Origin of the sequence: Phenylobacterium sp. LjRoot97 (assembly GCF_964254345.1) — a bacterium.
Classification (GTDB): domain Bacteria; phylum Pseudomonadota; class Alphaproteobacteria; order Caulobacterales; family Caulobacteraceae; genus Phenylobacterium.
Genome location: NZ_CAXUTH020000001.1, coordinates 4,350,390 through 4,374,580 on the forward strand (window position 1 = coordinate 4,350,390; position 24,191 = coordinate 4,374,580).

The following is a 24,191-nucleotide window of genomic DNA, read 5'->3' on the forward strand; positions in this document are numbered from 1 at the left end:
CCCGAGGCCGTGAGATAGCGGTGACGTCGTCCGGACATCAGCCCGCAGGTTCGCGATGAACCAGTGAGCTAAATTCAACGATGCGCCCGGACACCTACAAGCCCAAGGGGCGGATTTCCCGCACGAGGTCGATGAACAACCGCAACGCGCCGGGGACCTGGCGACGGCTGGAATAGTAGATGTGGTAGCCGCCATCGACCGGGGCCCAATCGTCGAGCACGGTTTGAAGGCGCCCGTCGGCCAGCTGCTCTCGCACCATCGTATCGGCGACGTACATGAGGCCCGCGCCCTGAAGCGCCGCGGCGACGCCAAGGCGGCCATCGTCGACGATCAAGCTGCCCGGGGCGCTGACGGCCAGCTTCTCCTGACCTTTCTCGAACTCCCAGCGATAGATGCTCTCGTCTCCGATGCGGATGCGGATGCAGCGGTGCGACAGCAGATCGTTGGGATGCTCGGGAGCGCCGAACCGTTCGAGATAGGCAGGAGCCGCGACGACGATCCAGCGTATGTCCGCCGACAGCCGCTGGGCGATCATGTCCTCCGGCACGGTCCCGCCGTAGCGTATGCCGGCGTCATAGCCGCCTTCGACGACGTCGATCATGCGGTTGCTGACCGACACCTCCAGCTCAATGTCCGGATAGCGTTCGACGAAGATCGGCAGCACGGGGGCCACCAGATGGTCGGCCGCGTCGTTGGGGACGCTCAGCCGAACGCGGCCCATTGGGGCGTCCCTGAACCGGTTGACCACCTCCACCGCTCGGCCAATCTCGCTGAACGGATCCTCGATAGCGGCCTGCAGCGCCTCGCCGGCGGCGGTGAGCGTCACGCTTCGGCTGGTGCGATTGAACAAGCGCACGCCCAGACGCTCTTCGAGACCGCGTAGGGCGTGGCTCAAAGCCGACGCGCTCAAGCCAAGTTCCAGGCCCGCCTTTCGGAAGTTCCGATGCCTGGCGATCGCAAGGAAGTACGAGAGGTCCGCGAAATCTGAACGTCGAAATTGCATGGCGCAGCTCGGCCTGGAGCAGGCTCGATCAAGCCCGGGCTGGCAGACTGCTCCATTGAGCCGTGATCAACAATGTCAGGAGCGGCGTCGAACGCCGCAAGGCGCTCACATCGCCGAGATGCCGCCGTCGAGTTTCAGCTCCGCCCCGGTCATGAACTTGCTCTCGTCGCTGGCCAGGTAGAGCACCGCGTTGGCGACGTCGTCCGGCTCGCCGATGTGGCCGAGCGGGATCTGGCGGGCCAGCTTGCCTTCGGCGACCTCCTTGCCGAACCGCTGGCGCAGCGGGTCGAGGATCGGGGTGTCGATGAAGGTCGGGTGCACCGAGTTCGAGCGGATATCCAGCCCCTGCTTGGCGCAGTGCAGGGCGATGCCCTTGCTGAGCAGCCAGACCCCGGCCTTGGAGGCGTTGTAGACCGGCGAGTTGTGGGCGGCGATCAGGCCGGCGATCGACGAGATGTTGACGATCGAGCCCGGCTGGTTCTGGCGCATGTACTTCAGCGCGTGCTTGGTCCCCAGGAACACGGAGTCGACATTGACGCTCATCACCAGCTTCCAGTCCTCGAAGGACAGCTGCTCGATGTCGCCGCCGCGGCTGATCCCGGCGTTGTTGACCAGCACCGAGATGCCGCCCATCGCCGCGTCGGCCTCCTCCAGCGCGTAGATCCACTGGTCTTCTTTGGTGACGTCCAGCGGGAAGGCGAAAGCCGCGCCTTCGCCGTGCTCAGCGACGATCTCGGCGGCCAGCGCCTGGGCCCCGGCGTGGTTGATGTCGGCGATGGAGACCACGGCGCCCTCGGCCGCCAGCTTGCGGGCGATGGCCGCGCCCAGGCCCTGGGCGCCTCCGGTGATGAACGCCTTCTTGCCCGCGACCCGTCCCGCCATGGTCTTCTCCCTGCGGCGTCTAGTCCTTCGCGCCGGCCGCCTTCGCCGCCTCGTCCATGAAGCCCGCCATCGTCAGGTCGAGCTCGGTGACGCCGTCGGCGTCATGGGTGGTCAGCAGCACCTCGACGCGGTTGTAGACATTGAACCATTCCGGATGGTGGTCCAGCTGTTCGGCGCGGATCGCCACCCGCGTCATGAACGCGAAGGCGATGTTGAAGTCGGCGAACCGGTAGGTGCGGGCGATCGCCTCGCGATCGCCCTGCGCACGGGTCCAGCCCGGCAGCTTGGCCAGCGCCGCCTCGGCGCCGATCTTGGTGGGGCGCGTCACGCCAGCTCCTCTTCCTCGAAACTCAGGCCCGTGGCGGCGGCGAGCTCGGCCAGCGTCTGGCCGACGTCCACCACCTTGATCGCCCGCATGCCGAGGGCCGCGGCCGGCTTGCAGTTGATGCCCAGGTCGTCGAGGTAGACGCAAGCCTCCGGCTTCACGCCGAGCGCCTCGCACATCATCAGGTAGATCTTCGGGTCGGGTTTGCGCACGCCGGCCTTCGAGCTTTCGATGATGTGGTCGAACAGCGGCATGACCTGGCCCATGGCCCCGGCCGCGCGCTGCGGAGCGTCGGCGCCCGGGCTGTGGTGGGTGACCATGTTGTTGGTGATGCAGCCGACCTTGAAGTGCGCCTTGCAGGCCTTCAGCGCCGCGACCATCTGCGGACGCAGATGACCCGACAGCAGTGGCAGCACGTCGGCGCCCGGCACCGGGTGGCCCAGCGCGGTCGATTCCGCCAGGAACAGCTCGTCGAAGCCCTTGGTGTCGATCTCGTTGCGCTCGAACAGCGCCCAGGCGTTGGTGTCGGGGTTGGTCGAGTTGATCTTGCGGATCAGGTCCTTGGGCAGGCCCTTCTCGGCCTCGTACCGCGCAAACGCCTCGAACGGCGAGGACGTGAACACGCCGCCGAAATCCCAGATCACCGCTTCGATCGTCATCGATTTAAACCCGTGTTTGAATTTTCCCGGAAGCTAGCGGGCCAGGCGGGCTTTTGAAAGGCTCGCCGTCGCCGCGGGGCGCAGCTATCAGATGATCATGCGCGCCTTTTTCTCGTTCATCCCGCGGCCCCTGCGTCTGGCGGTCTTCGCCGCCGCGGTCGCGGTGATCCTCTACCTGACCCTGGCGCCGTCCAACGACGTGCCCGGCTCGACCCTGATCTGGGACAAGGCCGCCCACGCCATCGCCTTCGGCCTGCTGGTCGTCGTCGGCCTGCTCATGTCGACCCATAGGCGCAAGACGGTCATCGCCTGCGTCTGGGGGCTGGCGGCCGGCATCGAGGTCGCCCAGGCGCTGATGCCGTTCGGCCGGCAGGGCGACTGGATCGACCTGTTCGCCGACACCGTCGGCATCGTGATCGGCGTCGGGCTCTGGGCGCTGGCCCGCCGCTTCAAGCCGCAATGAGCATCCGCCACGCCCCCTACGAGGAGGCCGCGGACTTCACCATCGGCTTGCGCCCCATTCCCGAGACCGCCTGGCTCGAAGGCGGCGAGGCCGATCCCGCGGCGCGCAAGGACCCGCTCGTCGCCGCCCACCGCGACGTCGTCTGGGGCGAGATCGCCGGCTCGCGCCCCGGCCAGACCGAGGCCGCCGGGCTGGTCGCCGCCGCGCTCGGAACCCCGCTGGGCGGCGAGGACCTGCCGCCGCTGCTGGCCGCCGCCCGCCGCGTCAGCGACGACCTCGTGCTGATGGAGAAGACGGGCGGCGAGTGGCGGGTCAGCGCGCTGTCGCTCTGCGCCCCGACCTTCTTCACCGCCCACGAGGTGCTCGGCCGCGCGCTCGGCGACATCCATGGACCGGTGCACGGCTTCGCCGACCGCTTCCTGACCCGCGTCGTGCGCATCTTCGACGGGCTGCGGCCGGACTTGGTGCTCGAGCGCCGCAACTGGAGCGTCGTGAACTCGGACGCCACCTTCACGCCGGACTCGGCCCCGATCCGGGCCCGCATCGCCGGGATCGACCCGGCCCGCGCCGGGGCCGAGCTGTTCGTGCGGGTCGAGCGCCAGACCCTGCGGCGGCTGCCGGCCACCGGCGGGGCGCTGTTCACCATAAGGGTGTGGCTCGCCCCGCTCGACGACCTTGCGGGCGACCCGCCGCGGCTCGCCGCCTTCGCCTGCGCCTGGCGCGAGGCGACGTCGGATTTCCGTGCATACAAGCGGTTGGAGCTCTACGACGAGCTTGTCAGGGGATTTCTTCGCGCCCACGGTGAAAGCCACAGCGTTAACGGAAACTGATCCTCATGGTTGTGGCCGTCTTAGCTGAACGACGCCGGGAAACCGTCATGCGCCTGCGTACAGTCCTGTCGATCGCCGTGTTCGTGGCCCTTGCGGCCTGCGACGCCGGCGGCCCGCCGAAGATCGGCGCTCGCCAACCGGCCCCGCCGCCGGGCTCGGTGACCGTGCCGGTGACCACCCCCGCCGCGGCCCCGCCGACCGCCTGCCCCGACCCGGCCCAGATCATCGCGGCGGCCTGCCCGCCGGCCAAGGTCGCCAAGGCGCCGGCCAAGCCGGTCAAGGTCGTCCACCGCAAGCCCAAGCCGAAGGCCAAGCCGGCGAAGGTCGTCGACATGCGCCCGGCCAAGCCCGCCCCGGCCCCCGTCGAGCGCGAATACGCCCGCGTGGTGCAGCCGCCGCCGGTGGTCGCACCGCCGCCGCCGCGCGCGCCTGGCCGCATCGTGCAGGAAGAGATCACCGAGTCCTATCGCGGTTATCCGCCGCCCCAGGCCTATGCGCCGCCGCCGCAGCAGAACTACGCGCCGCCGCCGCCCGCCTATGCGCCGCCTCCGCCGCCGATGGCCTACTACGCGCCGCCGCCGCCTCCGCAGCGCTACATCCCCCCGCCGCCCCCGCCGCCGATGGCTTACAATGCCCCGGCGCCCGGCGGGCCGTGCTGCACCTATCCGGCCGCCGGGCGCGACGCCAACGGCTTCCTGACCTGGCCGGGCAAGCGCTAGGCCGTCAGGCCTCGTCCTCCGGGGTCAGGCGGTAGCCGATCCCCGGTTCGGTCAGCAGGATCTTCGGGGTCGAGGCCTCTTCCTCGATCTTCTGGCGCAGCTGGGCGACCAGCACCCGCACGAACTGGGCGTCGACCTGCGCGGTCGGTCCCCACACCGCGGCGATCAGCTGACGATGGGTGACCACCCGCCCGCCATAGCGCGCCAGGGTCTTCAGCAGGTCGTATTCGCGCGGGGTCAGCCGCATCTCCTCGCCCATCACCGCCACCCGGCGGGTCGCGAAGTTGACCTCCAGGTCGCCGCTGCGGAACACCGCATGGGCCGAGAACCGCCGCTCGCGGCCGCGCAGCGAGGCGCGGATCCGCGCCAGCAGCTCGCCGACCCCGAAAGGCTTGTTGATGAAGTCGTCGGCGCCCTGGTCGAGGGCGGCGATCTTCTCGTGCTCCAGGTCGCGGGCCGACAGCACCAGGATCGGCGCCTCCGACCACTCGCGGATGCGGGCGATGACCTCCTTGCCGTCCATGTCCGGCAGGCCGAGGTCGAGGATCACCACGTCGCAGGGCTCGCTGGCCAGATAGGCCAGCGCCTCGCCGCCGGTCTCGGCCGTCGCCACCTCGTAGCCGGCCGCGCTCAGCGCCGGGCGCAGCGCCCGCAGGATCTGTTGTTCATCGTCGACCAGCAGCAGATGCGCCAGGCTCATGGCCGCCCTCCGGGAAAGCTCAACGCCACCACCAGGCCCGCGCGACCGTCCGACCGCGCCTGCGCCCGCACCGACCCGCCCATCGCCTCGACCAGCCCGCGGGTGATCGACAGGCCAAGGCCGGTGCCCTGCTGGCCCGCCGCCGTCGCCGGCGAACGGTAGAACTTGTCGAAGATCATGCCGAGGTCGGCGTCCGGCACCCCGGGGCCCTCGTCCCACACCTCGACCACCACCTGGCCGGCGTCGGTGCGCCGCGCGCAGACCTCGATCCGCGCCCCGTTCGGCGAGAACCGCACCGCGTTCTCCACCACATTGGCCAGCGCCTGCTCGGCCAGGATCGGGTCGCCCAGCGCCGCCAGTTCGTCGCCGCCGGCATGGGCGACCAGCTCGCGCTCGCCCGCCCGCTTGCCCAGCCGCTGAACGACCCGGCCGACCACCTCGCCCATGCCGAAGGTCACCGGCTCGATGCTCAGCGCCCCGGACTCAAGCTTGGTCATGTTCAGCAGGTTGCCGACGAACAGGTTCAGCCGCTCGGCCTCCTCCTGGATGGTCAGGGTCAGGTCATCGCGCACCGCCGCGTCGAAGCGGTCGCCGAACTCCCGCAGGCTGCTGGCCGAGGCGAGGATCGCCGCCAGCGGCGTGCGCAGGTCGTGCGAGATCGACGACAGCAGCGCATGGCGCAGTTGCTCGGTGCGCTCGCGCGCCTGCATCTCGGCGCGCGCCCCCGACAGCCGCGAGCGGGCGATCGCCGCAGCGGCCATGTCGACCAGTACGTCGACCAGCCGCTCGTCGTCGTCGGCTTGCAGCCGCCCCGTCGAGCGCCATGCCGCCAGGCCCAGCACCTGGCCGTCTGCGCGCAACGGCCGCAGGCGCCAGCGGTCGATCTCGCTCGGGGCGATCTGGGCCACCGGGTCGGTGGCGGCGCGGACCAGCCGCTCGGGCGGCTCGACCCCGGTCGGCGCGCTCCACCAGCGGCCGTCCTCGAACACCACCGCCTCGCGGCCGGTCTCGGCGATCCGGTGGGCCAGCGCCTGGCGCACGGCGTCCTCGTGCCCGGAGGCGGAAAATTCTTCGCTGGCCCGGAACAGCGCCCCGGAGGTTCGCGCCCGGATCTCGGCCCGCCGCTGGGCGTCGCGCAGACGTCCTGCCAATCCGCCCGTCAGCACCGCCACGGCCAGGAACACGAACAGGACCAGAAAGTCCTCGGCCGAGGTCATGGTGAACACGAAGCGCGGTTCGACCAGGTAGATATCGTAGACGAGGAAGGCGACCGCGGCGGCGAAGTAGGCCGGGCCAGGGCCCAGGGTGACGGCGGCGACCAGCACTCCGGCCAGGAACACCATCGACAGGCGGTCGGTGTGGAAGACGCGGTAGATCACCTCGGCTACGGCCGTAGAGACGGCGACCATGCCGAAGGCGGCCAGATAGCGCAGCGCGCCCCGCGCTCGTGGGCCGATTGTCCAATCCCGCGCCATGCGGATCCTTGCAAAGCCGGGCGTCGACGGCGTCCGCCTGTCCGTGGGAACCCCAGGCTCGATAGTTGGGAGACGAGCAGGGCCGTCGACAAGCCGGACCATGGCCGCAGCGACGCGGCGGTTCAATTATGCCGGGCTTATACCTGCGCCCGCCCCGGGACTTATAAGCTTCTTATGCTTGTGGGCATAACCCGTCCACGCGACCAACCGGGCCATGATGATGCAGACCGGTCAAGCCGCGCCCTGGTTCACGGCCCCGACGCCCAGCGTCCCCAACTTCAACTTCTCCAGCCTCGGCGGGCGCTACGTCCTGCTGGCCTTCCTGCCGAGCGAGCCGATCGCCCGCCAGCTGGCGCTGGCCGCGATGCAGGCGCACCAGTCGCTGTACGACCAGATCAACCTCGTCGCCTTCGGGGTGCTGCGCGACCCCGTCGCCATGTCCCAGGCCCAGGACCGCCCCGGACTGATGTGGTTCCTCGACCAGAGCGGCGCGGTCAGCCGCGCCTATGGCGCCGTGTCGCAGGACGGCGTCGAGACGCCCTACTGGTGCCTGCTCGACCCCAGCCTGCGGGTGATGGTCGCAGGCGACATGGACCAGACCGAGCAGGTGTTCGCCGCCATCCGCGCCCTGCCCGCGCCGGGCGACCACGCCGGCGTCCCGCTGCACGCCCCGGTGCTGGTGGTGCCGCGGATCTTCGAGCCGGACATGTGCGCGCGGCTGATCGAGTTCTACGAGCGCCAGGGCGGCGAGCGCTCGGGCACCATGCGCCAGGTCGGCGGCAAGACCGTCGCGGTGATCGACGACTTCAAGAGCCGCCGCGACGCCACCATCGCCGACGAGGCCTTCCGCGAGGAGCTGCGCGCCCGCATCCAGACCCGGCTGCTGCGCCCGATCAACCGCGCCTTCCAGTTCAATCCCACCCGCATCGAACGCTACATTGTCGCCTGCTACGACGCAGACGACGAAAACGGCGGCTACTTCAAGCCGCACCGTGACAACACCACCTCGGGCACCGCCCACCGCAAGTTCGCCTGCTCGATCAACCTCAACGCCGAGGAATTCGAGGGCGGCGACCTGCGCTTCCCCGAGTTCGGCCCCAAGACCTATCGGCCGCCGACCGGCGGGGCGGTGGTGTTCTCCTGCTCGCTGCTGCACGAGGCGACCCGCGTCACCCGCGGCCGCCGCTACGCCTTCCTGCCGTTCTTCTTCGACGAGGCCGGCGAGGCGCTGCGCCAGAAGAACCTGCACACCCTGCAGCTCCCCGAGGACAAGCCGGCCGAAGCCGCCGCGTCCTAAAACGCCGGGGCTGGATCGGCCCACAGCTTTCCGCCCGCCGAGCGGTCCCCCGCCCGCCGCGAGCCGCTAAGCTGCGGCCAGAGCGGGGAGACGGGCATGGCCAAGAGCGACGGCGAGATCAGGATCGCGCGGCGGACGCCGGAGTCCCGCGCGATGGTCGCCGACACGATGCGGGCGATGAGCCTCACCCCGGAACTCAATCGCCTGACCTTCGCGGACGGCGACGAGATCCGCCGCCGTTTCGCCGAGCTCATCGACCAGGAGCTCGACGACCAGTTCCGCATGATCCCGCCGTTCTTCACCACCTGCGGCAAGAACATCCGGATCGGGCGCAACGTGTTCATCAACCAGAACTGCACGCTCTACGACCTGGCCCCAGTCGTCATCGGCGACGACGTGCTGATCGGCCCGAATGTCAGCCTGATCACCGACGGCCACCCGGTCGCGCCCTCGCAGCGCCAGGCCTATGTCGTCGCCAAGCCGATCACGATCGAACGCGGCGTCTGGATCTGCGCCGGCGCAACCGTCATCGGCGGCGTCACCATCGGCGAGAACTCGGTGGTCGCGGCCGGATCCGTGGTGACCAGGGACGTGCCGGCCAACACCCTGGTCGGCGGCAATCCGGCCCAGGTCATCCGCTCGATCGAAGGAGAATAGTCGCTCTGCGCGCCCGACCTTGGCGGTTCACGGCGTGAAGAAGTGGCGCACCCGACACGATTCGAACGTGTGACCTTTGCCTTCGGAGGGCAACGCTCTATCCAGCTGAGCTACGGGTGCGTCTGAGCGAGTTGCGCTGTCTAGCCGAAAGCTAAGCGAAACGGAAGCGCTCAGGCGCCTGCAGTCGTCAGCGAGACGAACACGTCCTCCAGGTCCGGGTCCTCGGTGGCGATGTCCTTGATGTGCAGGCCGGTGGCGCGCACGGCGGCCAGCACCTGCTCGACGCTCGACTGGCCGGTCCGGTAGGTCACCTGGAACGCCCCGCCCGCCCGCGGCTTGGTCTCGAAGCCGGGCAGCTCGGGGGCGACCATCAGCGGTTCCTCCGGCGTCACCACCACATTGCGGGTGTCCAGCCGGCGCAGCAGGCTCGAGGTCGGCTCGCAGGCCACCACCTCGCCGCGGTTGACGATGGCGATCTGGTCGCAGAGCTCCTGGGCCTCTTCCAGGTAGTGCGTGGTCAAGACGATCGTCACGCCCTTGCGGTTCAGCTCGACCACATAGTTCCAGAGCTGGCGGCGCAGCTCGACGTCGACCCCCGCGGTCGGCTCGTCGAGGATCAGCACCGGCGGATTGTGCACCATGGCCTTGGCGACCATCAGCCGCCGCTTCATGCCGCCCGACAGCTGCCGCACATAGGCCCCGGCCTTGTCGCCCAGGCCCAGCGCGTTCAGCAGCTCCATGGTCCGGCGCTCGGCCGGCGGCACGCCATACATGCCGGCCTGCACTTCCAGCGCCTCGCGCGGGGTGAAGAACGGGTCGGCGGCGATCTCCTGCGGCACCACCCCGATCGCGGCGCGCGCGTCGCGCGGGCGCTGGTCGATGTCGCGGTCCCAGATCCGCACCGTGCCGCCGGTCTTCTTGGTCAGGCCGGCCAGGGTGTTGATGAAGGTCGACTTGCCGGCGCCGTTCGGCCCGAGCAAACCGAAGATCGACCCGCGCGGGATCTTCAGATCCAGACCGCGCAGGGCGTGCATCTCCGGGGAGGTCTTGGTCGCCGGGTAGATCTTGACGACGCCTTCGGCCTCGATGGCGAACTCAGGTAGGTCCATGCGTCTCTTTGTGTCCGGGGCGTGCATTGACGGGCGAAGCCGTGGTCCGATACCTAGGCGCGTGCGGCGCATCCGCCAAGCTTCCGCCGCCGGAGAGTTCAAGAATGGCCCGTAAAGCCCCCGTCCCCGACCAAGGCCGCTCCTCGCAACTGGAGCCCATGCCCGCCAAAGGCGCCCGCACGCCGGACCTGCCGCCGTCGGAAGTGGTGGTGGTGCGTTCGGGCCGGGTCGCCTGCGACGGCGTCGGCGGCGCCCTCGGCCATCCGCGCGTGTGGCTGGAGATGGGCGAGGCCTCGTTCGTCGAATGCCCCTACTGCGACCGCCGCTTCGTGCTGCCGGACGGCTCGGAAGGCCCGGAAGACGAGCGCCTGGCCCCCGGCGTCTACGAAGGCCCGCACGGCCACTGACACACCGCTGTCAGCAGCGCGCTGACCAAGGCCGATTTCCGCCGGAATGTCACAGCTCCGGCGCCTATATCGTCTTCACCTGATCAACAGGAGGAGGCGTTCATGAGCCAGGCCGAAACGTTCAAGCAACTCCACGCGGGTCCGCAGATCCTCGTGCTGCCCAACGCCTGGGACGCCGCCAGCGCGGCCCTGATGGAGGACGCCGGCGCCAAGGCCGTGGCCACCTCCTCGGCCGCCGTCGCCTGGGCGCATGGCTATGCGGACGGCGACCTGCTGCCGGTCCCCACCCTACTGGCCGCCATCGGCGAGATCGCCCGCGTGCTGAAGGTCCCGCTGACCGCCGACATCGAGGGCGGCTACTCCGACGATCTCGCGACCCTGGCCGAGACGATCAGGGGCGTCGTCGGCGCCGGCGCGGTCGGGATCAATCTCGAGGACGGCGGCCGCGACCCCGACCTGCACGCCCGCAAGATCGAGGCGGTCCGCAAGGCCGCCGGCGCCGATCTGTTCGTCAACGCCCGCACCGACGTCTACCTGCGCGGCCTGGCGCAGGGCGAGGCGGCGCTGGCCGAGACCCTGCGCCGCGCCGAGCTCTATCGCGCCGCCGGCGCCGACGGGATCTTCGTCCCCGGCCCGGTCGACGAGGCCCTGCTCGGAACCCTGGCCAGCGAGATCGCCCTGCCGCTCAACGTCATGGGCCGCGGCGGCGCGCCGAGCGCCGAGCGGCTGCAGGCGCTGGGCGTGCGGCGGCTGTCCTCGGCCACCGCCCCGTTCCGCGCCGCCTACGCCGCGCTCGGCCGGGCGATGAGCGACTTCCTGACCAGCGGCGACGCCAGCGTCCTGGCCCAGGCGGGGCAGGGCCTGCCCGACCTCAACAAGCGCTTCAGCTAGCTAGGCGTTGACCGCGGTCGTCGGCGGCGCGGGCTCGACGGCCGCGGAGATCGCCGCGACGAGGGCTTCGATGTTGATCGGCTTGGTCAGATAGCCCTGGAAGCCGGAGATTTTGCCGCGCGTCACAGTCTCGGCCAGCACGTTGGCCGAGATCGCGATCACCGGGATGTCGCAGGTCGCCGGGTCGGCCTCCAGCCGCGCCTTGACCTGGAAGCCGTCCATGCCGGGCAGATTGATGTCCAGCAGGATGACGTCCGGGCGCAGGGCGGCGGCCATCTCCAGCCCCTCCATCGGCAGTTCGGCGACATGCAGGTCGAGGCTGCCCAGCGCCTCGGCGATGTGTCGCATCAGCCGAATGTTCGACGCATTGTCCTCGATATAGAGCACCACCGCGTCCGGGGCCTTGCCGGCCAGGGCCTGGCGGCGGTCCTCCTCGCGGGCGGCGACCTGGGCCGGCGCGGCGGCCGGCAGGTCGACGATGAAGGTCGAGCCGACGCCTTCGAGGCTCTGGACGTCGAGCTTGCCGTTCATCGCCTCGACCAATCGCCGGGTCAGGGCCAGGCCGAGGCCCGCGCCCTCGACGCCCGAGCCCTCGCGACCCAGCCGCTCGAACGGCTCGAACAGGTCGGCCATGCGCCCGGTCGGAATCCCCAGCCCGGTGTCGCGCACGCTGATCAGCACCCGCTCGCCCAGGGCGCGGGTGGTCACCTCCACCGCGCCGCCCGGGCGGTTGTACTTGATGGCGTTGGAAATGAGATTGGCCAGCACCTGCTTGAGCCGCAGTTGGTCGGCGCGCACCGCCAGCACCGCGTCCGGCTCGGCGATGGTCACGCTGATCCCGGTGCGGTCGGCCATCGGCCGGAAGGTCCCGGCCAGGGCCTGGGCCACGTCCTGCGGGTCGATCGCCTCGATCGAGACCGAGACCTTGCCGCTCTCGATCTTGGCGAAATCGAGCACCTCCTCGATCAGCGCCAGCAGATGGCGCCCGGCGGTGTGGATCTGATCGACCGCCTCGGCCTGGCGCGCGGTCAGCGGCTCGCTGCTGCGCATGCGCAGGATGTCGGCGAAGCCGATCACCGCGTTCAGCGGCGTGCGCAGCTCGTGGCTCATATTGGCCAGGAAGTCGGACTTGGCGCGGTTGGCGTCCTCGGCCCGGCGGCGCTGTTCGTCCAGCGCGGCCAGCGCGGTGGTCAGGTCGGTGGTGCGCGACTGCACCGCCGATTCCAGCTGGCCGTTGATCGCGCGCAGCCGCTCGGCCTCGGCCAGCGAACGCGCCTCCAACCGCCGGTCGATATAGGCGCACATCAGCCCGACGGTCAGGATCAGCGCCGTGCAGGCCGCGATGGTCGCCGACAGCAGCGAGCCCGAGACCAGCTGCCCGTCACCGTCCGCCACGCCCGGCCCGGCGACGATCACCGTGCCGGCCATCGCCGTGAAATGCATGCCGCAGATCGCCGCCGCCATCACGATCGCCGCCGCCGCCCGCTGGCGCGCGGTGCGCAGATTGACCACCAGCCACAGGGCGACGCTGGCCGCGGCGACCGCGATCAACACCGACAGCCCGAAGAAGCCCGGCCGGTAATAGACCTCGCCCGGCAGCCGCATCGCCTCCATGCCCATGTAGTGCATGACCGCCACGCCCAGCCCGACCAGGGTCCCGCCGGTCAGGATCCGTCGCCAGCCGCCGCCGTCGGAGATCGACTTCAGCCCGCCGGCCACGGCGATCATCGCGATCGCCCCCGACAGAATGGTCAGGCCCGGATCGTACTCGACCTTGAACGGCGTACGGTAGGCCAGCATGGCGATGAAGTGCATCGACCAGACGCCGCCGCCCAGCACCCCGGCTGCGCCGAGATGCCAGAAGCGGCGGGCCGATCCCTGGGCCGAATTGAGCCGCTCGGCCATGTCCAGGGCGGTGAACGAGGCCACCACCGCCACGAGGTAGGAGATCACCACCAGGGCGGCGTCGTGGCCGGTCGCGACGCCATCGACACTACTGCTGAAGCAGAGTCCGAGTATCTGCACGCCCCACCCAATCCGAAAGAACGATCTATAGACCTTCCGACGATTGTATTGATTCGACGTTACACGCTGATCACTAACAGTGTGAGCTCAACGCTACTTATTCTGTACTTTACGTATTTTACGCAGAAAGCGCCCGAGCCTCACCGCCCGACGAACCTGCGCCGCGTCGCCACGCGGCGGATGACCTTCGCCCGCGTGCACCCTATGTTCCCGCCATGACCGACGCGCCCCTCGACGCCCCGACCCTCGCCGACATCCCCCGCGAACCGACCCAGGACGGCCCGGCCGTGCGGCTCTATCTGGTCGACGGCTCGGGCTACATCTTCCGCGCCTATCACGCGCTGCCGCCGCTGACCCGCAAGAGCGACGGCCTGCCGATCGGCGCGATCAGCGGCTTCTGCAACATGCTCTGGAAGCTGCTCGTCGACATGAAGGCCCAGCCGGAGGCGCCGACCCACCTGGCGGTGATCTTCGACCACTCCGAGAAGACTTTCCGGAACAAGCTCTACGACCAGTACAAGGCCCACCGGCCGCCGCCGCCCGAGGACCTGGTCCCGCAGTTTCCGCTGATGCGCCGCGCCACCCGCGCCTTCGGCATCCCCAGCCTGGAGCTGCCCGGCTACGAGGCCGACGACCTGATCGCCGCCTATGCCTGCAAGGTGCGCGACGCCGGCGGCGAGGTGACGATCATCTCGTCCGACAAGGACCTGATGCAACTGGTCGGCGACCGGGTGTCGATGCTCGACACCATGAAGAACGTGAAGATCGGCCGCGAGCAGGTGATCGAGAAGTTCGGCGTGCCGCCGGAAAAGGTCGTCGACGTCCAGGCGCTCTGCGGCGACAGCGTCGACAACGTCCCGGGCGCGCCGGGCATCGGCGTCAAGACCGCCGCCCTGCTGATCAACGAGTACGGCGACCTCGACACGCTGCTGGCCCGCGCCGGCGAGATCAAGCAGCCCAAGCGCCGCGACACCCTGATCGAGTTCGCCGACCAGATCCGCCTCTCGCGCGAGCTGGTCCGCCTCGACTGCGACACCCCGCTGCCGGAGCCGATCGACGCCCTGGTGGTCGACGACCCTAACGCCGAGGAGCTGGCCGCCTTCCTCGAGGAGATGGAGTTCCGCACCCTCGCCCGCCGCGTGGCCGGCGGCGGCGCGGCCGCCTCGGCGACGCCGGCTCCCGCGCCCATCGCCCGTCCGGCCGCCGCGCCGGTCGCCGCAGCGATCAATCCCAGCGACTATGTGTGCGTCCGCGACCTGCCGACGCTGGACGCCTGGATCGCCCGCGCCAAGGCCGCCGGTCTCGTCGCCTTCGACACCGAGACCGACGCCCTGTCCTCGGCCAACGCCAACCTCTGCGGCGTCTCGCTGGCCGTCGCCCCGGGCGAGGCCTGCTACATCCCGGTCGGCCACGAGAACGAGAGCACCGGCGGCCTGGAGTTCGAGGCCCCCGAGGCGATCCACCAGCTGGAGCTGGACGAGGTCATGGCCCGCCTGAAGCCGCTGCTGGAAGACCCCGCGGTGCTCAAGGTCGCCCAGAACGCCAAGTACGACATCGCCGTCCTGGCCCGTCACGGGATCGCCGTGGCGCCGATCGAAGACACCATGCTGATCAGCTACGCGCTCGAAGGCGGGCTGCACAAAAGCCACGGCATGGACGAGCTCTCCAAGCGCTGGCTGGAGCACGAGCCGATCAAGTTCTCGTCGGTGACCGGCACCGGCAAGTCGCAGAAGAGCTTCAAGCACGTGCCGCTCGACCCGGCGACCTGCTACGCGGCCGAGGACGCCGACGTCACCCTGCGGCTCTACCAGCATCTGCGCCCGCGCCTGGCGCACGAGGGCCTGCTGACCGTCTACGAGACCCTGGAGCGCGGCATGCCGCCGGTGCTGGCGGCGATGGAGAACGAGGGGATCAAGGTCGACACCGACACCCTGCGCAAGCTCTCCAACGACTTCTCGGTGCGGATGGGCGAGTTCGAGGCCGAAGCTCATCGCCTCGCCGGCCGGCCGTTCAACCTCGGCAGCCCCAAGCAGATCGGCGAAGTGCTGTACGGCGAGATGGGCCTGGCCTCGAAGCGGCTGACCGCCACCGGCGCGCAGGGCACCGACGCTTCGGTGCTGGAGGAGCTGGCCGCCCAGGGCCACGAACTGCCGCGCGTGCTGCTCGACTGGCGCCAGCTCTCGAAGCTGAAAGGCACCTATACCGACAACCTGGTCGGCGCGATCGCCGACCGCTCGGGCCGGATCCACACCTCCTACGCCCTGGCCTCGACCACCACCGGGCGGCTGTCGTCCAACGACCCCAACCTGCAGAACATTCCGATCCGCACGGAGGAAGGCCGCAAGATCCGCAAGGCCTTCATCGCCGAGCCGGGCCATGTGCTGATCAGCGCCGACTACAGCCAGATCGAGCTGCGCATCCTCGCCCACGTCGGCGACATCCCGCAGCTGAAGAAGGCCTTCATGGAGGGCCACGACATTCACGCGGCCACCGCCTCGGAGATGTTCGGGGTGCCGATCGAGGGCATGCCCTCCGAGACCCGCCGCCGCGCCAAGGCGATCAACTTCGGCATCGTCTACGGCATCTCGGCCTTCGGCCTGGCCAACCAGCTGTCGATCCCGCAGGACGAGGCCGGGGCCTACATCAAGACCTACTTCGAGCGCTTCCCCGGCATCCGCGCCTACATGGACCGCACCAAGCAGGCGGCGCGCACCCAGGGCTTCGTGACCACCATCTTCGGCCGCAAGGTCCACATCCCGGCGGTGACCTCCAAGTCGCAGGCCGAGCGCGCCTTCGGCGACCGCGCGGCGATCAACGCCCCGATCCAGGGCGCGGCCGCCGACGTCATGCGCCGGGCGATGATCCGCATGCCGGCGGCGCTGAAGGCCGCGGACCTGCAGGCGAAGATGCTGCTGCAGGTGCACGACGAACTGGTCTTCGAGGCCCCGGAGGCCGAAGCCGAAGCGGCCATCGCCGTGGTCCGCAAGATCATGGAGCGCGCCGCCGAACCCGCCGTCGCCCTGTCGGTGCCGCTGGTCGTCGAGGCCCGCGCCGCCGCCAACTGGGACGACGCGCACTAGGCTCAGGTCAGGCCGGCGGCCCTTCCGCATGCTGCGGCAGGCCGTCGTCCAGCTTCAGCCAAGGCTGCTTGCTCGACACCCAGATGTGGTCGGTCGGCGCAAAGCCGCTCGGATCGTCCATGCTGCCGCTGGTCAGGCCCATGATCCCCAGCGCCTCGCGCTTGGAGAAGATCGTCGTCCCGCAGCGGGTGCAGAAGCCGCGCTTCAACCCCTCGGAGGAGTGCGCCGTCCCGACCGGTCCGCTCAGGCTCACCGCCTCGACCGCATAGAGCGCGCGGGCGTTGAACGCCGCTCCGATCGCCCGCTGGCACAGCCGGCAATGGCAGACACGCACGTTGATCGGCTCGCCCTGCGCCGCATAGCGCACCTCGCCGCAAAGACATCCGCCGGTCAGCATGGGTCAGGCCTCCTGCGCGCTCTCTACCGCGAACCCGGCGCCGCAATCGACCGCCCACCGCCCGCCTCGCGCGATTGATCGGCGGTGTGCTCGCGCGGCACTACCGCCAATGGCGAAGCTTGGATTATCTGCCCCGCCAGATTGCAGAGGGGGAAATGCAGATGGGCGCGCTTCAACTCGACACCGCGGTGGTCCGCGACGGGGAGGTCCTGCGGGCCGACCTGCACAGCGACTGGAACATCTGGGGCCCGAACGGCGGCTACGTCTCCTCGGTGGCCCTGCGCGCGGCCGGCGCCGTGGTCCCCGAGGGTCACCGCCCGGCGACCATCTCGGTCCAGTACCTGTCGGTCGCCAAGTTCGCCCCGGTCGAGGCCCAGGTCACGCCGGTGAAGACCGGCCGCAACGCCTGGCTGCTCAACGTCGCCCTGGTCCAGGACGGCAAGACCTTCCTGCAGGCCCAGGTCTGGACCACGAGCAAGGACGCCGGCCCGCTCACCGCTCAGGCGGTGATGCCCGAGGTCGCCGGCCCCGACGGCCTGAAGACCATCGCCGAGCACGTCGGCAAGGACCAGGTGAACGGCTTCTGGAACAACATCGATTCCAAGCCGCTGAACTTCATCCCCTGGGACCAGCCGCGCCCGCCGGGCCCGGCCCTGCTGCGCGAATGGTACAGCTTCGTCGGCTATGAGCCCGGCGACGCCTTCCTCGACGCCTGCCGGCCGCTGATCCTGATCGACACCCTGCTCTGGCCGACCCACCACCGAGGCCTCGCCGACCGGCCCGACTACGTGGCCCCCAGCCTCGACGTCACTGTCTGGTTTCACCAGGGGGCCGGCGCGGCCGACTGGCTGCTGGTCGACGCGCACGCCGACACGGCGACAGCCGGCCTGATCCACGGCCAGGCCCGGGTCTGGACCGCCGACGGCCGGCTGGTCGCCAGCGGCGGCTCGAACATGATGCACGTCGCGCGCGGCTAGGCCGTGGTCGACCTGGTCATCTTCGACTCCGACGGCGTGCTGGTCGACAGCGAGGAGATCGCCCTGACGGTGATGGCGCAGGCGGCCACCGCCGCCGGCGCGCGGATGGACGCGGCCGAGGCGCTAGCGGTGTTCCGCGGCCTGAAGATCGCCGACTGCGTGGCCGAGATCGAACGCCGCGCCGGTGCGTCGGTCTCGCCCGGCTTCATCGCCGACGTCCGCGCCGCCACCGCCGCCGCCTTCGAGCGCGACCTGCGCGCCGTCGAGGGCGTGCACGCCGCCCTCGACGCCATCGCCATGCCTATGTGCGTCGCCTCGAACGGCCCGCTGGCCAAGCTCGACCAGACCCTGCGGCTGACCGGCCTTGTGGACCGCTTCCAGGGCCGGATCTTCAGCGCCTACGAGGTCGGCGCCTGGAAGCCCGACCCCGGCCTGTTCCTCCACGCCGCCAAGGCCCTCGGCGCCGATCCGGCCCGCTGCGTGGTGGTCGAGGACTCGCTGGCCGGCGTCCAGGCGGCCAAGGCCGCCGGCATGCGCGTGCTGGGCTACGCGCCCGAGGGCGCCCGCGACCTCGCCGAAGCCGGCGCCGAGATCTTCACCGCCATGACGCAGCTGCCGCGGCTGCTAGCCCACTAGAGGCGGCCCACCCAGATCCTCCCCTCTTGGGGGAGGTGGATCGGCGCGCGGCGCCGAGACGGAGGGGGACTTCTCTCAAGCCAGAGCGTCAAAGTCCCCCTCAGTCGGCCTGCGGCCGCCAGCTCCCCCAGCGGGGGAGCACCTAAGCCACCTTTCCTCTCCCCTCGGGGAGAGGGACCTCTTGGCCCACCGCCTACCCCGCCGCCAGCACCCGCGCCATGCTCTCTTCCAGGCTCGGCGTGCCGACGATCTCGACCACCGGGCAGGTCAGGCCCGCCAGCCAGGCCCGATGCCGCGCCAGGCTGCGGCCGGGGAAGCCAGGCGTCTCGTAGGCCTGCGCCCAGGCCAGGAATTCCAGGTGTGCGGCGTGCATCGCCCCGCCCGGCTCGATCGCCGCGCCGTAGCGCTCGCGCTCACGCGCCATCAGCCGACCCATCCGCACCTCCTGCGGCACATGCAGGAAGACCACGAGGTCGAAGCGCGGCGTGAACACGTCGCCCCAGCCGATCAACGAGCCGGAGATCACCCACGACGGCGCATCCGCCAACGCCGTCTCCATCAGCGCCACCCGCTGCGCCTCGGGCCGCTTGGTGGTGAACGGCGGGTCGGTCGCCTCCCAGAAGTAGCTGTCGGTGTCGAGGTGCGGGGCCGCCAACCGCTCCGCCAGCGCCGCGCCCAGGGTGGTCGTACCCGACGACGAGGCCCCGACGATGTGAATGCGCGCGGCCATGCCGAACTCCTGCAACAGGTGGCTCCGGCGTCGATATCACTCGTCGGCGGGAAGGTCAGCCGCCGGGCTTGAGCGCCGCCATCACGCTGCCGGCGTAGCTGGGCCCGACCGCCACCTCGATGTCGTCGCGCAGGACCAGGGTGAGCACGCCGCGGCCCGGCCGGCGGATCTGCTCGACCATGGCGATGTTGACCAGCGCCGAGCGATGCACCCGCCGCAGCCGGGCCGGGCTGAAGGTCTTCTCCAAGCCGGCCATGGTCGCCCGGACGAGGTGGCTGCGGGTTGGGGTGTGCACGACCACATAGTCGCCGGCGCCCTCGATCCAGATGATGTCCTCGGCCCGGAGCTTGGCTTCGCCGCCCTTGACCGGAACCCAGATCAGGTTCGGCCGTCCATCGTCGTCCCGCACTCCGTCGTCCCGCATGGGCGCAGGACGCGCGCCGCCGGCGCTCGCCTTCAGCTGCAGCCGGCGCTGAACGCGCTGAACGGCCTGGACCAGGCGCTCGGGGGTCACCGGTTTCAGCAGGTAGTCGGCCGCCTCCACCTCGAAGGCCTTCGGGGCGTACTGGCCGAACGCCGTCAGGAACACGATCTCCAGGCCGCCCTCAAGCTGCGCGGCCAGCTCCAGGCCGCTGCAGCCAGGCATCTCGATGTCCAGGATGACCAGGTCGGGCTTCAACTCGGCGATCAGCTGGCGGGCGCGCAGGCCATCGCCCGCCGTGCCGACCAGTTCGACCCCCGGCGCCCCGCGCAGAGCCTGCACCAGACGGCGCAGCGCCACCGGTTCGTCGTCCACGAGGATCGTCCGAAGGCTCATCGGCCCAGCCCCCCGCCGAACGCCAGGACGCCGTCGGCGTCCGACAGCGGCAGAGTCAGCTCCGCCTGGAACCCGCCCTTTAGCCGCCGGGCGACCAGGCGCCCGCCCTCACCGTAGAGTACGGCCAGGCGCGTCTCGACGTTGCGCAGCCCGACCCCTTCGCCCGGGGGGCTCGGGGCTTTGAGCGCCGCCCCGCCGTCGTCGGACACGGTCAGCACCAAGTCCTCCCCGTCCGCACGCGCGGAGATGGTCAGCTGGATCGGCCGCAGGGCCGGAGCGACGGCGTGCTTGATGGCGTTCTCGACCAGCGGCTGCAGAATGAACCCCGGGACCAGAGCCGTACGCAACCCGTCGGGGCAGTCGTAGGCCACGTTCAGCCGGCCCTCGAAGCGGACCGCCTCGATCTGCAGATAGGCCTCGGCGGTGTTCAGCTCATCGCCCAGCAAGGTGAGCGCCGCGGGGTCGATGTCCAGCGAAGCCCGCAGGAATTCGGACAGCCGGGTCAGCATGCGGTCGGCGCTCTCGATGTCGTTCTCCAGCATGAGGCCGGAGATCGCGTTCAAGGTGTTGAACAGGAAGTGCGGGTTCAGCTGCAGGCGCAGCAAAGTCAGCTGCGCCGCCTGGGTCGCGGCCTCGGCGTCGGCCGCGCGCAGGGCTTGCCGCCGCGCCTCGTCGTTGGCGCTGAGGACCCAGAACAGCGCGACATTCAGGCCGAAGGTCCAGCTGTAGAGGATGCCCACCGAGGCGAAGCGCGGCACGTCGATCGCCGTCCAGCTTCGCCATTCCGGGAAAACGGTCTGGGCCAGCCACTCCATCACCAGCAGATCGACGGTGGTCTCGACCACGCCGACGGCCAGGCACGCTAGGCCCATCAGCGACCACCGCAGCATGGGCGGCTTGGCCTGCAGCCGACGCCAGACCGCATGCAGCCCCATCGCCAGCGCGATCGCCGTCGCCCAGAAGCCGGCCTGCAGCAGAACCTGGACCCACAGCGGCCCACGGCCCGCGAGCACGGTCAACGCGGCGACCATGGTGAAGCCGAAAGTCCAAAGGGCGATTGAGGCCCGCAGGGCCGTCCGCGCCGACTCCGATCGCGCCCCAGCGCTTGAATTCCCCATCATCCGGGACCTTAGCCAACCTTCACGTGTTTGACCTCGCCTTCTCGCCAAGGACGCTCTCCAGGGGATTGGAGAGGTCCGTGGCGAGCACGCTTCAGACGGCGAGCGCACCGTCGGCGCGACGCCGGCGCAACGCCGAGCCGGCGAGGCCGAAGCCGACGATCATCATCGCCCAGGTAGCCGGTTCCGGAACCGCAGCGGCGGCGTCAGCGGTGAAGGTCGAGAGGTTGCGGGCCCCGAAGTAGTAGCCCTGGATCTCGAACCGGCTGATCTCGTTGGTCGCCCGCTCGAAGCCGTAGAAACCTTTGCTGTAGGCGGGGTCGGTCGCGCTGAACGACAGGCGCTCCAGCAGTTGGCCGGAGGCGCCGTAGGCGCTCATCGTGAGGGTCTTATCCAGCGCGTTCGACCAGACGAACTCGGCCAGCACGCCGGCGACCGGCGCGTCGAAGGTGAAGTTCATGACCCCGTCGGTCAGACCGAAGGCGGCGTAGGGCTCGGCGCCGCCCCAGTTCGTGCTCGTCCCCGCGCTGGGGAAGGTGAACGAGCGCGTCGAGCCGAAGCGCGAACTCATCGGGGCGCCGGCCAGGGTGGTCGCCGTATAGGTCACGCCGTCGCCGAAGCGCTGCGGGCCCGTCACGCTGGCGGCGCTGATCACCGGAAACGCCTGGGCCGTGGCCTCGGACAGCGTGGTCACAGGCGCGGCGGCGGCCGGTTGGGCGGCCAGCAGGCAGCTGGCCAGGGCGAGGCCGGCGAACAGGCCGCCAGGATGCTTGAAAGTTCGATACACGAGATTGTCCTTTTGCGTTTCGGTCTCACGAGCGGGCTTGTTCCCGGCGGCGCACGGACTCCACGCCGCAACGACCAAGTCCGATCTGCGCGCGGTGAAGGTCGACTCGACGGCCGCGCTGGGCCGTCGCCGTTGATCGCGCCTGGATCGAGCTTGGACGCACCCCCATCGCGCGGCGACGTCGGTCGGCGCACCGAGGCTGGGTCACAAGGACCCGCCATGCCCCACAAAGCCCTCCTCCTGATCGCCGCGACGCTGCTTCCGCGCCCTGTCGACGCCGCCCAACCCCAGCAGGACGCGACGTCGGCCGCCGCGCCAGGCCAAATCGACTTCAGCTACAACCGCTCCCAGCCCACCGCGGCCGCGGCGGACCGCACGGCGCTGCAGGGAAAAGGCGTCAAGCTGCGCGACGCCCTTCTGGCCACGCCCGCCCTGGCCGACCCGCGCGGATTTGCGCTCCACACCAGCGTCGTCCTGAACCGGCCCGTTTCCAGTCGCGTCGGCGAGCCGGACATGGTTGTCGGCTCGGTGCAGTCGCGCCGGATCAACGTGGCCAAATCCACCCCCGACGCCAAAGGCCGCTACCCTGGCGAGGGCGAAGGCCCGGCGCTGATCTTCGCGATCAACAAGCTGGAGCAGGCGTTCGGCCATCGCAGCGCCGCCGGCTATTTCACCCTCCCCGCCCAGCGGCAGGAGCGCGACGGCGTGCTGACCTTTGTTCGATCCGGCCGCGACTACACGGTGATCACGCCGCCGGGCCTGCCGGCCTATCAGCCCGTCAGCATCGGCGACTATGTCGCCACCAGCATCGAAGCCTTCCGCGCCGACGGCGCGCCGCAGCTTGCGACGGACCTGCAGGCCGCTGTCGCGCAGTTGACCGCCGCGCAGAAGGCCGCGCCCTACTGCGAGACCAACACGGGTCCAGCCACGGACCTCGCCAATCGATGCCGTCACCCCAGCGCCAAGTCCATTGTCCGGGTCAATCCCAGCCTTACGCCCGGAACGGGAGCCGCCACCAGGGCGCGGATCCTCGTTCTCAGCGTCCCCAAGCTCGGACAGGTCGGCGATGCTCAGGAACGGCGCCGGCTGATCGAGGCCGCCGGCCAACTCGATCTCGCCGGCCTCCAAGGGCTGCTTACGCCGGGATGAGCGCTTACGTCTTGCGCCCCTCGGCGATGAACGCCTGGAAGCCGGCGACGAGGTGGTCGAACATCAGCCGCATGCGCCGGTGGCCGCGCAGGTTCTCGTGCATGGCGATCCACACCTCGAGCTCGAAGCCGAAGGCGTTGGAGAGCAGCGGGGTCAGCCCGTAGCGGCGGGCGATCTGGTGCTGGCAGGCGCCGACCCCGACCCCGGCCCGGATCGCGGCGATCTGGGCCAGGTCGTTGTCGGAGCGGAAGGCGAACAGCTCGCGGCTGACCTCCCAGGGCAGCTCCAGGTCGGCCAGGGCCTGCAGCGCCGGGGTCTCGCGGTCGAACCCGACCACGGTGTGTCCGGTCAGCTCCTCCAGGGTCTGCGGCGCGCCGAAGCATTCGATGTAGTCGGGCGAGGCATAGAACCCGACCCCGATGGCGCCGACCTTGCGGGCGACCAGCGCCCCTTGGGTCGGGCGCACCATGCGCACGGCGATGTCGGCGTCGCGCCGCGACAGATCCTCGGCGCGGTTGGACAGCACCAGCTCGATGTCGATCTCCGGATGCTCGCGGCGGAACGAGCCGAGGATCGCGGGCAGCACCTCGGCGCCCATGATCTGGCTGGCGGTGATGCGGATCGCGCCCTTCAGCTCGTCGGCGGCGCCGGACGCGTCGCGCAGCGCCGCCGCGGCCGCCGCGTGCATCTCGGCCAGATGACTTTCCAGCTGGCGGGCGAGGTCGGTGGGCGTGAGGCCGCGGGGCGAACGCAGGAACAGCGGCGCGCCGAGCTTCTGCTCCAGCGCCTCGATATGGCGGCCCAGGGTCGGCTGGGTCAGCCCACGCGCTTTGGCCGCCGCCGACAGACTGCCGGCCTGAAGCACGGCATGCAGGCTCTGAAACAAGTCCCAATCGGCGTTCGCCATGCACGAATGAATAGCCGATCTGCAAAATTCAGCAAACATCGGTCGGCATGCGGCTTTCCATTCCGGCAAGCCGGCGCCGGTCGCCGCGGCCGGCGCGCTCGAAACACCTACGGAAAGTCCGTCTTTTCTCCGGCTCAGGTGTTTCCACCCG

Annotated in this window: 25 protein-coding genes and 1 tRNA gene; 11 read left to right on the plus strand and 15 right to left on the minus strand. The window is 70.1% G+C overall.

Going from position 1 to position 24,191, the window contains the following annotated elements; translation table 11 throughout:
* Positions 1-94: 94 nt before the first annotated feature.
* The 4 genes from ACSQ2H_RS21600 to ACSQ2H_RS21615 all read right to left on the minus strand — a co-directional run bounded on the left by ACSQ2H_RS21600 (position 95) and on the right by ACSQ2H_RS21615 (position 2,869).
* Positions 95-1,003 carry a LysR family transcriptional regulator gene (locus tag ACSQ2H_RS21600; RefSeq protein ID WP_436063417.1) on the minus strand — a complete coding sequence of 303 codons (909 nt, stop codon included), beginning with the start codon at positions 1,001-1,003 and terminating at the stop codon, positions 95-97.
* A gap of 105 nt (positions 1,004-1,108) precedes the next feature.
* Positions 1,109-1,885 carry an SDR family oxidoreductase gene (locus tag ACSQ2H_RS21605; RefSeq protein ID WP_436063418.1) on the minus strand — a complete coding sequence of 259 codons (777 nt, stop codon included), beginning with the start codon at positions 1,883-1,885 and terminating at the stop codon, positions 1,109-1,111.
* A 19-nt stretch (positions 1,886-1,904) separates the two neighbouring features.
* Entirely contained in the window at positions 1,905-2,213 is a 309-nt protein-coding gene (locus tag ACSQ2H_RS21610) for a 4a-hydroxytetrahydrobiopterin dehydratase (RefSeq protein WP_436063419.1), read from the minus strand.
* Positions 2,210-2,869, minus strand: a complete 660-nt coding sequence (locus ACSQ2H_RS21615) for an HAD-IA family hydrolase (RefSeq protein ID WP_436063420.1) — start codon at positions 2,867-2,869, stop codon at positions 2,210-2,212. Before ACSQ2H_RS21615 ends, ACSQ2H_RS21610 begins: the two co-directional genes overlap by 4 nt.
* Before the next feature lie 97 nt (positions 2,870-2,966).
* Between ACSQ2H_RS21615 and ACSQ2H_RS21620 the strand changes: the two genes are divergently transcribed.
* Genes ACSQ2H_RS21620 through ACSQ2H_RS21630 form a run of 3 tightly spaced genes read left to right on the plus strand, consistent with a single transcriptional unit; the run spans position 2,967 to position 4,881 of the window.
* The gene (locus tag ACSQ2H_RS21620) at positions 2,967-3,332 is read left to right on the plus strand and encodes a VanZ family protein (protein WP_436063421.1); all 366 of its coding nucleotides are present in this window, start codon (positions 2,967-2,969) and stop codon (positions 3,330-3,332) included.
* A complete protein-coding gene (locus ACSQ2H_RS21625) occupies positions 3,329-4,162 on the plus strand; it encodes a heme-dependent oxidative N-demethylase subunit alpha family protein (protein WP_436063422.1) in 834 nt (277 codons plus the stop codon). The genes ACSQ2H_RS21620 and ACSQ2H_RS21625 overlap by 4 nt, the downstream gene beginning before the upstream one ends.
* A gap of 47 nt (positions 4,163-4,209) precedes the next feature.
* Complete coding sequence (locus ACSQ2H_RS21630; RefSeq protein ID WP_436063423.1) at positions 4,210-4,881, plus strand: hypothetical protein; 672 nt, start codon at positions 4,210-4,212, stop codon at positions 4,879-4,881.
* Positions 4,882-4,885: 4 nt separating this feature from the next.
* On the opposite strand, the gene ACSQ2H_RS21635 is transcribed toward ACSQ2H_RS21630, so the two are convergent.
* On the minus strand, positions 4,886-5,581 hold the full coding sequence (locus ACSQ2H_RS21635) for a response regulator (RefSeq protein ID WP_436063424.1): 696 nt from the start codon (positions 5,579-5,581) through the stop codon (positions 4,886-4,888).
* Positions 5,578-7,056, minus strand: coding sequence for a sensor histidine kinase (locus tag ACSQ2H_RS21640; protein ID WP_436063425.1), 1,479 nt, complete (start codon positions 7,054-7,056; stop codon positions 5,578-5,580). The genes ACSQ2H_RS21635 and ACSQ2H_RS21640 overlap by 4 nt, the downstream gene beginning before the upstream one ends.
* Positions 7,057-7,276: 220 nt before the next feature.
* Between ACSQ2H_RS21640 and ACSQ2H_RS21645 the strand changes: the two genes are divergently transcribed.
* A complete protein-coding gene (locus ACSQ2H_RS21645) occupies positions 7,277-8,353 on the plus strand; it encodes a 2OG-Fe(II) oxygenase (RefSeq protein WP_436063426.1) in 1,077 nt (358 codons plus the stop codon).
* Positions 8,354-8,449: 96 nt separating this feature from the next.
* Complete coding sequence (locus ACSQ2H_RS21650) at positions 8,450-9,010, plus strand: sugar O-acetyltransferase (RefSeq protein WP_436063427.1); 561 nt, start codon at positions 8,450-8,452, stop codon at positions 9,008-9,010.
* 43 nt (positions 9,011-9,053) lie between these two features.
* Here ACSQ2H_RS21650 and ACSQ2H_RS21655 read toward each other — a convergent pair.
* Both ACSQ2H_RS21655 and ACSQ2H_RS21660 read right to left on the minus strand, forming a co-directional pair.
* Positions 9,054-9,130 (minus strand) — tRNA-Arg (locus ACSQ2H_RS21655).
* Between the two features lie 50 nt (positions 9,131-9,180).
* Complete coding sequence (locus ACSQ2H_RS21660; protein ID WP_436063428.1) at positions 9,181-10,119, minus strand: ABC transporter ATP-binding protein; 939 nt, start codon at positions 10,117-10,119, stop codon at positions 9,181-9,183.
* Between the two features lie 158 nt (positions 10,120-10,277).
* On the opposite strand from ACSQ2H_RS21660, the gene ACSQ2H_RS21665 reads away from it, so the two are divergent.
* Complete coding sequence (locus tag ACSQ2H_RS21665; protein ID WP_436063602.1) at positions 10,278-10,526, plus strand: zinc-finger domain-containing protein; 249 nt, start codon at positions 10,278-10,280, stop codon at positions 10,524-10,526.
* A 102-nt stretch (positions 10,527-10,628) separates the two neighbouring features.
* A complete protein-coding gene (locus ACSQ2H_RS21670) occupies positions 10,629-11,417 on the plus strand; it encodes an isocitrate lyase/PEP mutase family protein (RefSeq protein ID WP_436063429.1) in 789 nt (262 codons plus the stop codon).
* Here ACSQ2H_RS21670 and ACSQ2H_RS21675 read toward each other — a convergent pair whose 3' ends face one another.
* The gene (locus ACSQ2H_RS21675; RefSeq protein ID WP_436063430.1) at positions 11,418-13,442 is read right to left on the minus strand and encodes an MHYT domain-containing protein; all 2,025 of its coding nucleotides are present in this window, start codon (positions 13,440-13,442) and stop codon (positions 11,418-11,420) included. It abuts the gene before it with no gap.
* Positions 13,443-13,657: 215 nt separating this feature from the next.
* Between ACSQ2H_RS21675 and polA the strand changes: the two genes are divergently transcribed.
* Positions 13,658-16,522, plus strand: a complete 2,865-nt coding sequence (gene polA, locus ACSQ2H_RS21680) for a DNA polymerase I (protein WP_436063431.1) — start codon at positions 13,658-13,660, stop codon at positions 16,520-16,522.
* 7 nt (positions 16,523-16,529) lie between these two features.
* Here the strand turns inward: polA and ACSQ2H_RS21685 are convergent, their stop codons facing one another.
* Positions 16,530-16,919, minus strand: coding sequence for a GFA family protein (locus ACSQ2H_RS21685; RefSeq protein ID WP_436063432.1), 390 nt, complete (start codon positions 16,917-16,919; stop codon positions 16,530-16,532).
* Positions 16,920-17,080: 161 nt separating this feature from the next.
* Between ACSQ2H_RS21685 and ACSQ2H_RS21690 the strand changes: the two genes are divergently transcribed.
* Both ACSQ2H_RS21690 and ACSQ2H_RS21695 read left to right on the plus strand, forming a co-directional pair.
* Positions 17,081-17,896, plus strand: a complete 816-nt coding sequence (locus ACSQ2H_RS21690; RefSeq protein ID WP_436063433.1) for an acyl-CoA thioesterase — start codon at positions 17,081-17,083, stop codon at positions 17,894-17,896.
* Positions 17,897-17,899: 3 nt separating this feature from the next.
* Entirely contained in the window at positions 17,900-18,532 is a 633-nt protein-coding gene (locus tag ACSQ2H_RS21695) for an HAD family hydrolase (RefSeq protein WP_436063434.1), read from the plus strand.
* 193 nt (positions 18,533-18,725) lie between these two features.
* Here ACSQ2H_RS21695 and ACSQ2H_RS21700 read toward each other — a convergent pair whose 3' ends face one another.
* The 4 genes from ACSQ2H_RS21700 to ACSQ2H_RS21715 form a co-directional block, all read right to left on the minus strand.
* Entirely contained in the window at positions 18,726-19,262 is a 537-nt protein-coding gene (locus ACSQ2H_RS21700; protein WP_436063435.1) for an ATP-binding protein, read from the minus strand.
* 55 nt (positions 19,263-19,317) lie between these two features.
* A complete protein-coding gene (locus ACSQ2H_RS21705) occupies positions 19,318-20,079 on the minus strand; it encodes a LytR/AlgR family response regulator transcription factor (protein WP_436063436.1) in 762 nt (253 codons plus the stop codon).
* Entirely contained in the window at positions 20,076-21,110 is a 1,035-nt protein-coding gene (locus tag ACSQ2H_RS21710) for a sensor histidine kinase (protein ID WP_436063437.1), read from the minus strand. Before ACSQ2H_RS21710 ends, ACSQ2H_RS21705 begins: the two co-directional genes overlap by 4 nt.
* A gap of 181 nt (positions 21,111-21,291) precedes the next feature.
* On the minus strand, positions 21,292-21,984 hold the full coding sequence (locus ACSQ2H_RS21715; RefSeq protein ID WP_436063438.1) for a PEPxxWA-CTERM sorting domain-containing protein: 693 nt from the start codon (positions 21,982-21,984) through the stop codon (positions 21,292-21,294).
* 219 nt (positions 21,985-22,203) lie between these two features.
* Here ACSQ2H_RS21715 and ACSQ2H_RS21720 point away from each other — a divergent pair, with 219 nt between their 5' ends.
* Positions 22,204-23,133 (plus strand): hypothetical protein, encoded by a 930-nt coding sequence (locus ACSQ2H_RS21720; protein ID WP_436063439.1) that lies wholly within the window; start codon positions 22,204-22,206, stop codon positions 23,131-23,133.
* Between the two features lie 4 nt (positions 23,134-23,137).
* Here the strand turns inward: ACSQ2H_RS21720 and ACSQ2H_RS21725 are convergent, their stop codons facing one another.
* Positions 23,138-24,040, minus strand: coding sequence for a LysR family transcriptional regulator (locus tag ACSQ2H_RS21725; protein ID WP_436063440.1), 903 nt, complete (start codon positions 24,038-24,040; stop codon positions 23,138-23,140).
* Positions 24,041-24,191: the final 151 nt, after the last annotated feature.